7 protein-coding genes are annotated in these 10,536 nt (G+C 56.5%); 4 read left to right on the forward strand and 3 right to left on the reverse strand.

What is annotated here, in order from left to right:
* Positions 1–4 precede the first annotated feature (4 nt).
* From AC3I0A_RS19475 to lapD, 3 genes are all read left to right on the forward strand, one after another.
* On the forward strand, positions 5–400 hold the full coding sequence (locus AC3I0A_RS19475; RefSeq protein ID WP_489373932.1) for a YbaN family protein: 396 nt from the start codon (positions 5–7) through the stop codon (positions 398–400).
* Between the two features lie 100 nt (positions 401–500).
* Entirely contained in the window at positions 501–1,208 is a 708-nt protein-coding gene (lapG, locus tag AC3I0A_RS19480) for a cysteine protease LapG (protein WP_489373933.1), read from the forward strand.
* A gap of 26 nt (positions 1,209–1,234) precedes the next feature.
* Complete coding sequence (lapD, locus tag AC3I0A_RS19485) at positions 1,235–3,175, forward strand: cyclic di-GMP receptor LapD (RefSeq protein ID WP_489373935.1); 1,941 nt, start codon at positions 1,235–1,237, stop codon at positions 3,173–3,175.
* A gap of 191 nt (positions 3,176–3,366) precedes the next feature.
* Here lapD and AC3I0A_RS19490 read toward each other — a convergent pair whose 3' ends face one another.
* The 3 genes from AC3I0A_RS19490 to AC3I0A_RS19500 form a co-directional block, all read right to left on the reverse strand.
* Complete coding sequence (locus AC3I0A_RS19490; RefSeq protein ID WP_489373937.1) at positions 3,367–5,649, reverse strand: autotransporter outer membrane beta-barrel domain-containing protein; 2,283 nt, start codon at positions 5,647–5,649, stop codon at positions 3,367–3,369.
* 260 nt (positions 5,650–5,909) lie between these two features.
* Positions 5,910–7,877, reverse strand: coding sequence for a hypothetical protein (locus AC3I0A_RS19495; RefSeq protein ID WP_489373939.1), 1,968 nt, complete (start codon positions 7,875–7,877; stop codon positions 5,910–5,912).
* Between the two features lie 218 nt (positions 7,878–8,095).
* Positions 8,096–10,051: a hypothetical protein gene (locus AC3I0A_RS19500; protein WP_489373941.1), complete on the reverse strand. Its 1,956-nt coding sequence runs from the start codon at positions 10,049–10,051 to the stop codon at positions 8,096–8,098.
* A gap of 283 nt (positions 10,052–10,334) precedes the next feature.
* Between AC3I0A_RS19500 and AC3I0A_RS19505 the strand changes: the two genes are divergently transcribed.
* Entirely contained in the window at positions 10,335–10,409 is a 75-nt protein-coding gene (locus AC3I0A_RS19505; protein WP_489378553.1) for a DUF6124 family protein, read from the forward strand.
* The last annotated feature ends 127 nt before the right edge of the window (positions 10,410–10,536 follow it).

Raw genomic sequence — 10,536 nt, forward strand, 5'->3', positions numbered from 1 at the left:
GCCTATGGCCAAGCCCATAGGCAATCGCCCCCTGGTACTGCGTTACCTTCTGCTGGCCATCGGCTGGCTGAGCGTAGTGCTGGGGGTGACGGGGATTTTCCTGCCGGTATTGCCCACCACCCCCTTCCTGCTGCTGGCAGCCGCTTGTTTCGGCCGCAGTTCGCCGCGTTTCTATCACTGGCTGGTTGAGCATCCACGGCTCGGCCCATGGATCCGCGACTACCTCGACGGCAACGGCATCCCGCTCAAAGGCAAGATCTACGCCATTGGCCTGATGTGGCTGAGCATTAGCCTGTCCTGCTACCTCGTCCCCCTGCCTTGGGCTCGCGGCTTCATGCTGACCAGCGCGGTGCTGGTGACGGTTTACATTCTGCGGCAGAAGACCCTGCATCGACCTTGAGGCTGGCTCTTTATTGTGCCGCCCTCGCCAACCGACAATCTATCCGCCCTTTCATAAAACACCGCCTAAACTTCAGAAATCTGCACTTGGGCAGCCAGACATGTCCCGTAGTCCGCGTAGTCCAGGATGGTCAACGCTCCGACTTCGGCTCGGCGGATGGCTGTTTGTGTCGGGTTTTCTGCTAGCCGGCCTGGGCAGTGCCTGGGCGAACCGGGATTTTGCGCTGATTCTGCAAACCGCCGAGCAACGCTACGGCGCCCTCGGCCCGGCCAAAGGACGGATCGAGGCCTGGAATCAGATGCTGCGAAGCGCAGCGAAACAACCGGAACTCGAGCAACTGCGCACCGTTAATAGCTTCTTCAACCAGCAACTGAGCTTCCAGGACGACACGCGTATCTGGCATCAAATCGACTATTGGGCCACACCCGTCGAATCACTGATCAAGGGCGCGGGCGACTGCGAAGACTATGCCCTCGCCAAATACTTCAGCCTGCGCAACCTTGGCGTGCCCAGCGAAAAACTGCGCATCACCTATGTCAAGGCACTGACCAGCAACCAGGCGCATATGGTGCTGACCTGGTACGCAAGCGCCAGTGCCGAGCCATTGGTGCTGGACAACCTGATCGACGAAATTCGCCCTGCCTCCCAACGCAAGGACCTGCTCCCGGTGTACGCCTTCAACGCCGAAGGCCTGTACTTGCCTGGCGCGAACGGTGGCAAACGCAGCAGCGATTCGAAAAAGCTCTCGCGCTGGCAAGACGTATTGAGAAAGATGCGGACCGAAGGTTTTGTCGTGGGTGATGGCTAACGCCGCCAACAACCAAGGAGCGCTATATGTCGCTACACAAACAGTTGTTTCTCGCCATTTGCCTGTTCCTGCTGGTGGCGTTCAGCGGCAGTTTTTTTGTCAGCCTGGAGACTTCCCGTGAGCAAATGCTCGGCCAGTTGCGCTCCCACGCCCAGGACGCCGCCACTGCACTGGGGCTGTCGTTGACCACGCAAATCGATGATCCCGCGATGATTGAACTGATGGTCAGCTCGATCTTCGACAGCGGTTACTTCACCAGCATCCGGGTGGTGAATATCGTGGATGAACAGGTTCTGGTGGAACGCAGTACACCGACCGTTGCCGAGGACCTACCGGACTGGTTCGTGCGCTTGGTGAACCTGCGCCCGCAAGGTGGCGATGCGCTGATCATGCGCGGCTGGGAACAGGCCGCGCGGGTCGAAGTACTGAGCAATCCGCAGTTCGCCCTGGTGAAACTCTGGGACAGCACCCTTGGCAGCCTGGTCTGGTTGCTGCTGTGCGGGTTGCTCAGCGCAGTGTTCGGCGGCTGGCTGCTGCGCCGACAGTTGCGCCCGCTCGACAGCATGGTCAAACAGGCCGAAGCCATCAGCAAGCGCGAGTTCCTCAGCCTGCCTAAGCTCCCCCGCACCCCGGAACTCAGGCGCGTGGTGCTGGCCATGAATCAAATGGTCGAAAAGCTCAAGGCGTTGTTTGCCGAAGAGGCCGCCCGCAGCGAAAAACTGCGGGCCGAGTCCTACCTGGACGGCCTTACCGGCTTGGCCAACCGGCGTCTGCTGGACGAACAACTCGCCGACCAGTTACTGGTCACCGAACAAAGCAGCGCCGGTCACCTGTTGATGCTGCGAGTCAACGATTTGACCGGTCTCAACCAACGCCTCGGCGGCCAGCGCACCGACGCCCTGATCAGCGCGATCGGCGAGTTGCTCAAACGCATGATCCAGCAAACAGATCGCCGTCACTGGCTGGCGGCGCGCAACCGTGGTGGCGAGTTCAGCCTGTTGACCCCGGGCCTCGACAGCAAAGACGCGGCACGCCTTGCCGGCGAAATCAGCGCGACCCTGGAGAACCTGCGCCTGACCGGGGCGAGCGATTGCATGCCGGTCGCCCATTTGGGGATCGTCGGCTATGAACCGGGCGAGACTGCCAGCAACCTATGGCTGCAGCTCGATCAGGCGCTGACCCAGGCTACCCATCATCCAGAGCGGCCATGGGTGCACCTGCCCCATAACAGTGGCGCACTGAATCAGACCCAACACGATTGGCGCAACTGGATCGATGACGCCCTCAGCCACGGCAAGCTGCAGCTGTACTTTCAACCGGTGGTGCAATGCGCCGATACCAGCCAGGTGCTGCATCACAAGGTACTGGCCCGCCTGCTCGATCCGCAGGGCGAGGCAATTGCCGCCGGGCATTTCCTGCCATGGATCGAGCGTTTGGGCTGGTCGGCGCGCTTCGACCTGGCCATGCTCGAACACACCCTGGAATACCTCGCCGAACACCCATGGCCACTGGCGCTGAGTCTTTCCGGCAGTACCCTGCGTGATGCGCCGCACCTGCAACAAATCCTCGCCCTGCTCAAAGGTCTCCCCGATCTCGCGCCGCTGCTGATTCTGGAATTCGACGAACGCCAACTGCCACCACCGGACGAACTGCAGCAATTGAGCCAAAGCATTCAGGCCACCGATTACCGGATCGGCCTGCAACACTTTGGCGGCAACTTCAGCCAGATCGGCAACCTCACCCACCTCGGCCTGGCCTACCTGAAAATCGACGGCAGTTACATCCGCGCCATCGACCAGCAGAGCGACAAACGCCTGTTCATCGAAGCCGTTTTCCGCGCGACCAACAGCATTGATTTGCCGTTGATTGCCGAGATGGTCGAGACCCAGGGCGAGCTGGAAGTGATCAAGGAATTGGGATTGTTCGGGGTGATGGGGAGATTGATCGGGCCGCCGGAACCGATGTAGCGACAGAAATGGCAAAGGCCGATGTATCGAAAAAGCCTCGCATTACGACGCAATGCCGTTCAGTAGGAGCGAGCTTGCTCGCGATGGACTCAAGAGCGCCGCGTTTAGTCAGTAAACACGCGTTATCGTTAACGACCATCGCGAGCAATCGAGCGTCGACCGGCTGCTCCTACAGTGGACCAAAAAGCCAGTTAGAAGTTTAAACGCAGCCCCACGTTCGCGCCCCACGGCTGTTCTATATGCTCACCCTTGCCATAATCGAAATCGGCATGCACCTGCAGATTCCCGGACAATGAAACCGCCACCCCCAGACCCAATTCGCCACGGGAGCCGGACAAGTCGTTGTTGAACACATTGTTGTTGACCTGAACCTCATTGCGCTTGGCGAACTCATGCACCATCGCCCCGCGCACATAAGGCTGTAGTACGCGGCCGCCACTCAATTCGAAGTTATGGCCCACGGTCATGCCGACCTTGCCCAGCAACGAGCGGGTCCGATCGCCTTCTGCATGCATGCCGTTGTTCAAATCATAATTTCTGGCGGAAATCATCACCGCCGACAGCTGGGTGAACGGCTCGATAAAGGAGCCATTGTCGAAGGTGATGTGCCGACCGAACTCCGCCGAGCCACCCACACCTGTGTTGTCATAATTGCCCTTGGAGCGAGTGCCGTCACTCATGCCGACTTTCGACTCGTTATGGAAACGGTTGAACTTGAGCACGCCATCGAAGTAGTAGCCACTATCGGAGTCCAGCCAGGTGACATAAGGCCCCACGTAATAGCTTTTGACTGTCCCGGAAGTCCCGCGATTGAGGTCCAGATCGGATTTGCTGTGCCCGGCCAGCACACCGATCAGCCATCCACCGTCGCCGAGCGGCGTATCGACGCCCAGGGAAAAACCCTGTTGAGTCTGCTGATAACCGACGCCCGAGCCATCGGCCACATTGTATTTATTGCCGTAGGTCCGTACCCAGGCACCGGACTGGCCGCCGTTGAACCGCAACTCGCCCATGCGGCTGCGCAGTGAACTCAGCTCGCCGTACCAGACCGTCGGTGCAGTGTTGAACAGCGCCAGTACCGAGCGGGCACCGGGGCTGATGTTGGTAGTGGGATCCAGGTACCAGTCGTTGGCCCCCGACTCGCCGGGTCTGTTGATCAGCTCATAGGTCCAGGTACCGACGTCTACCGGGCCGCCGACCAGCGAGAAATGTGCATCGCCTGCCGCGGTATGCACCAGGTGCAATTGCTCAGGCGAGACCGCATCCGTACCGGAGGCCTGGACCAGCAGACCATGGGTGCCGGCGGCCACACCGGTGACATTCAGGAAGTCATGATCGCCGGTGGCGAAATCACCCTTCATGGCGAACGTGCCGTTACCCGCCAGGGTGCCGACATTCAGTTGGTAGAACGCATTGGGCGCGTCGGCGGCACCGAAAGTCACTGTCCCGCCGTTCATTGCCAAGGCGCCTACGCTGTCGTTGGCCGTCATGTTCCAGTTCGACTGGCTGTTGATCGTCACGCCGTTGACCTTGTCCAGCCTGCCGGTGAACACCGACTGATTCTGCAGGGTGACGTTGGCAGAACTGCCGTCCTCGACCAGAACGTCACCGGTCATCCGGCCCTGGTCGAAAGTGAGATTGGCCGTGCTGTTGGCGGTGACCCGAACATTGCCGTCGAGCGTGCTGTTAGCGACCTTCATCGCCGCGGTCGAGGCGCCCTGCACCTCCAGCAGGTTGCCGTTGCCGGCGATCAGGGTCGAGTTGTTCAAGACCTCGATGTTGGTGGTTATCCCTCTGTCAACCAGAATCGCCGAGCCACTACGCCCTTCCACACTCGAGTTATCCAGCACCAGCGAATTAGCCCCAACTCTGGCGGGATCATTAGCCATCCGCACACCGGTAGACCCACCGCTGATCAGACTGCCGGCGGTCGCACGTACATCGCCGCCGAGAATACTCAAACCGATGCTGTCTGCGGCAGTACCTGTCACATCGGTGTTGATCAGCTCCAGGGTACTCAAACCAGTGACCTGGGCACCGATTTCACCACCATAGATTTGACTGTCCGTGACAGACGCCCTCGAGCCCTGCGTAGATGAGTTCGGTCGGTTCAGTGTCAGACCGATGAAATCGCTGGTCACGATGGCCCGATTGATAACTCCTTGGCTCCTATTGATCAAAATACCCGTGGCACCGCTATCAGCAACGATGGTTGCACCGTTGATGTTCAGCGTCGACCCTGATTGAACGGTAACACTTTTAGTGGTCGCGCCAGTCAAGTTCAGAGTACTGTTATTACGCACCAGATAGTCAATGGACGGGATTGAGGAGTCGATATCCTTCGTTTCGCCATTATCGACGATCGTCGCCGCAAAAAGGGACGAACTCAGTAAAAACAGTGTTGGTATCACTACCAGTATTCTTAAAACACGCGCCGGTACCCGCGAGAAAAAAACAATATAATTAACGTTCATATGGTGTTCATCTCCTTTTGCATCATCAAGTTCATCCACAAGCAAAAATAGCTGAAGGCACTGCGAGAGCCGCTAACGATACAGTCACGGGCTACCGAAAAATGTAGGAATAATCTCCACGAATGACTGAAAAGTCCTACATGCTTATAATCCCAATCAAACCCATACCCCATAAAGCCCACCAAACTGAACACCGCCACAGAAAATGATGTCAAAAAAAGGGAGCCACATGCAGTGGCCCCCCTCATCGCTCCCGGCAGTCAGGAAAGTCCTGGTACAGGGCAAGTCCCACCGGCCCCAAGTCTCATATGGACTCTAACCAGATGCCGAACTGAAGGAACGGGAAAGCCATCTATGTTAGCGACATAACTAACAGCACCCCAGGCACTCTCTGTCACCCTGAAAGGTTCATAGGGGATTTTTACGACAAACCCATCAGCGGCTTCTTGGGCAGTAGGTCTATATGTGACGTCCAGATTAGTCCCTGGCTTTACAACAGTCCCGGCGGAGTCCGTATAGCCCTGATAGGTAAAAACAATATCCTGGCCAGCCAACTGCGGTTCCCCGCCCGCGACCACGACTTCGACAACAGTGCCTCTGACGGTATCCTGGCGCAACGACTTACAATTCAGCCAGTCTGTGAAGTCCGGATCAAGATGCTGAAATGTAACACCCGGTACAATGCCTTGCCGGATAAGGACGTTAACCTCTTGAGGTCGCGAAGTATCTATATTGTCATTGAGGGAGTGGGCGATGGTGTAATGAACAGGAAGTTTGTCACCGTTTCCGCCTGCATCAATAACTGCCCAAGGAATCTGGAACGGGATTCTGAACGCAGGATCTTCGGTGCCCAACACTCTATAGACGCCCCCGAGAGCCGGCAATGTAGCCTCGGGTACCGCAACACCTTTCCAGTAAAGCTGCACCACGTCGCCAGTTTTATACTCGTCATAAATAAGCACACTGGCAGTGGCATCCTCGCCCACGTCGTCAATGGTCAATTTATTGGGATCAGTCGTGACGGCCCCTTGAACAGTAACCAACGCTAGAGCAGGGTTCACCGTCCCAGGTGGAATGTCGGGGTTTTCAGGCCCAGGTTTTCTCAGATCAACGGCAATATTATCCTGGGAAGGTGGCACCGCCGGATGACGTGCGGTACCTCGCACGATTTGATAACTAGCGGTTACGTCGTTTACAGGGCCATCCCCACGGTTCCGCACAATCGCAAAAGGCACGATGTGATGAAACGGAAACCCGGGAATGGTTACCGGTGACAACTTCTGTCCATCCCAGGTCACCTCCAGTTGATCGCCTGGCAGGTAATTGGTGTACTCAGCCACAATACCGACACCTACCCCCTGGTAGGCATCCTCCAGATCGATCCCGTCAGCAGCCTGTGGAATATCCGGTGGCAACAAACCGACAGGAGGGTCCGTCAGGATCACGTTAAGTCTTTTGTAGGGTGAAACTGCACTTCTGTTGCCTTTTCGGTCAGTCAGGTAGTAAAAAATCGACTTTTCGCCCTCTTCCGTACCGACCTTCTCCGCCGTCAGTTCGAAAGTAATCGGTGTTGTGGTGTCTGTGCGGGTGATCTCACCAATGAGCGTAGGTGTGGGCAACGAGGTTCCAAAATAAGCCTCGATTTTATCGCCAATTTTTTTGGTCCCATAGTCGGGAATAGTGACAAGGACAAAGCCATTAGCATCCAGGTAAGCTTTGGTAATGCCATCACGGTCTACTTCAGGAGGGACTCTCACCATCCCATTGGGGGTGGGCGCTTGCGTGTCTATATTTATTACCAGCGTACCCACTTCATCTGTGTTACCGCCGTGATTGAGGACATAACTCAATTCGTGTCTCCCCGGGGTGGTAGTAATTCCTCCCGGCAGAGTTAATACAAAAGGAAATTCGCTGGGACCCACAGGGGTTGTATAGTTTTTCCGGGCAGACGGGTCAAATATATCGCTGCCGTCCCACGTCAGCCGGACAAATCCGACTATGCCATTAGGATCTGCCGAGTCAGCAAATAGTGGAATATTCACTTTAAGCGGCAACCCCTGAAGCCCGGCAGGTAGTTGATTAGGTGCATCATCCGGCTCATCTGGCAACGTCGGATTATCCGGATGCAGACTAGGCGCATCAGCAGGCGCTTTCGGGCTATTAAGGCGCATTAGCCGATAATCGAGTCGGGCTTGTTGTGCGAGAGTTAAAACTGTAAAGCTAGACATTTACATACTCCTTACAATGATTGGGCTTCACCTGCCCCAGGTATATTTTTCGTTAACCACCTATTGAACATAGGCGTTGTGACGACCACAGAAATCCGTCAACTTTTCATCTAAAAAAAGCAGAAACCAACCCACTAAAAACAAGTGTTTCACGCGACCGGGCGTTATTGCACAGCTTCAGATCAGTGTATTCAACAACGTATTTTTCACGGCGAAGGCTATTGACCGCACGTTTCGTTATCGGGCGAACATACATCACCACTTGGCATAGTTCTGGTGATCTTGACGACATCCTCTTTCGACTTGCCCACGCCCCCGCTGGCCTTGGCCAAAGTGTAGTAAGCGAGGGCCGAGCCGTTATCCACCATCGGCGCAATCAACTTTTCATAGTCCGAAACATGCACCTCGAAGCCATCGCGCGCTTCTTGCGCATTCAAGACCTTGGGGAACTCATCTCGCACGCCGGGTATCGGGTTTGTACCATTCAACCCGGTACAGCCCTGCCAGATCAGTACGACCGTATCGTTCTCCGAGAAAGCGGGATTGCCCTCGACTTTCACCCACACCCCTTCCCAAAGTCTTGGCACTGCACAGCAGTTCAGATAGCCCCATTTGTCCGCATGGGGAAACGAGGGCTCCTTGAGCCCCTCAATGACCACTATAGAAACCTGTACCGGAGTGGTTGGCGCCTGCTGCTGGTTAACCCCGTTGCTGGTGGTGTAGTAGACCGGCAGGGCCGGGTTGTTTTTATCCAGCTCGATCACGCGCCAGGGGATGGTGAATGGCACAGGCTGACCAGCGACGTCGCCTGGCTGAACCTCATAGTCCGCCACCGGTGTGCTTACTGTCCCCCAGTACAAGTGCAGCATTTGCTTTGGCTGCGGGTCGTCGAACAACGCCACCGTCGCCTTGGCATCGTAGCCGTAGTCGACACCGAGCAATTTGTTCGGGATGTTCGACTTCTCCCCACGCACTTCGAGCCTGGCCAGATTATTGTTCAACAACGCAGGGGCATTGGCGTGGTCCTGTCCGGCAATGGTCAGATTGACCGGTACCACCGTTTCCGGGGACGGCGGCGTGTCGGTACTACCTCGACGCACCTTGTAGTCCACCCGCGCATCCAGGCGGCCGAGGCCCCTGACCGTTAATGTTGCCCACGGCACGTAGGCCCTCAGCGTCGTCCCTGGGATGACATCAAGGGGTTCCAACTCGGTGCCGTCCCAGGAAACCAGGACTTTATGCGTGGCGTCCGCGTGATCGTAAGGATCGATTTCTACCGTCACCCCCCTCTCATCGACAGCGCCTTCGCGGGCATGTTGACGGTCGATCAGCCCCCTCGCCGAAAGCGGCACCCGCGGTGGTTTGAGTACACCCGGTGCCGGACTCAAATCGACAAAGACGGGGAATAGCGTTGACCTCGGTCCCCGATTACCGGCCCAGTCCCGCAGCCGATAGTAGACATAACGCTGGCCATGCCCTTTGTCTCGAATGTCCTTTTCGTAGATAGTAATAATCAGTCGGCGATCATCGATGTCTTTCTGACTGAATGCCTGCTCGCGTATTTCTGTTTCGGAATCTGGCGGATTGTCGTTATCCGTCCAGTAGTAAATCGCCCGGTCCCGGGCCTTCAGATCCAGGTAAATCGGTACACTGAAACGCACTTCTCCGTGCTGCGTCAGATAGTCATCGGTGATATCGCCGGTCCATCCCTCAGGAAGTAGCGCTCTAGGCTCTTGACCATCCTCGGGTGCGACCCGGTCTACCGTCACTTTTTTATTTTTCGAAGGCGTTTCGTTACCGCCAAAACTCAGCATATACGACAGGTCATAGACTCCATGAACCAGCTTATCCTGGGGAACGGTCACGCGCTTTTCGCCCGGGGAGGGGTCATCGAAGGGGAATCGAGCCACTTCGGTAAATGGCCCCCCTTGTCCTACCCAGCTCACAATAATGATGTAAGGAGGATCTGCGGCAACAGTTGGTTGCCACCACGGAACAATGACCTCAAGGTTCTGATCCAGCACGGCACGCGGCAAAAGTCCATCAGGGCTCTCAACGTTGTCCTCGTCTTTGAGAATCGCAGGCACTTCAGGTGCGTCGAGTAAGTCGGCAGTGACACCGTCTCGCGCACTGCCCGCACTCACAGGATTAACCGATTGTTCAAGAGACGACATTGCAGGCACTCCATGGCAATGAATATGAGCAAAAGCGAGAGGATGGGAGGGCTCAGACCACCCCCAGAAACACCACAACCACTGACTTCGCTTCGGGTCATTCGATGGCTTGATTTAAAGCCAGTCCTGCACGGTTGGCTACTGTCAGAAATAACAGGTAAGAACACCGCTCGTCGGATATTTGTGTTCAACAAACGGGCGTTCGAATGTCCTTGAAGATCATTTTTAACCCAGGCAGCGCAAGCGTCTTCGGGGAAATGTCCGACAGGTTTTCGGGGCTGCGCTGGGGATTCAGCAGATGATCGAGTTGGGCGAGTTGTTGGCGAATCGGGCGCTGGATAAGGTCGATCCGCGATAGGTGTTGATCGTGGTTGTCAGGTAGACCGCGTTATCGTTCATCGCGAGCAAGCTTGCTCCCACAGGGTCTGCGTCGAAATCAACAGGTGCGACTGACGCCAAACCCTGTGGGAGCGTGGCTTGCCCGC

This window comes from Pseudomonas sp. KH_024_B2 (genome assembly GCF_057839965.1).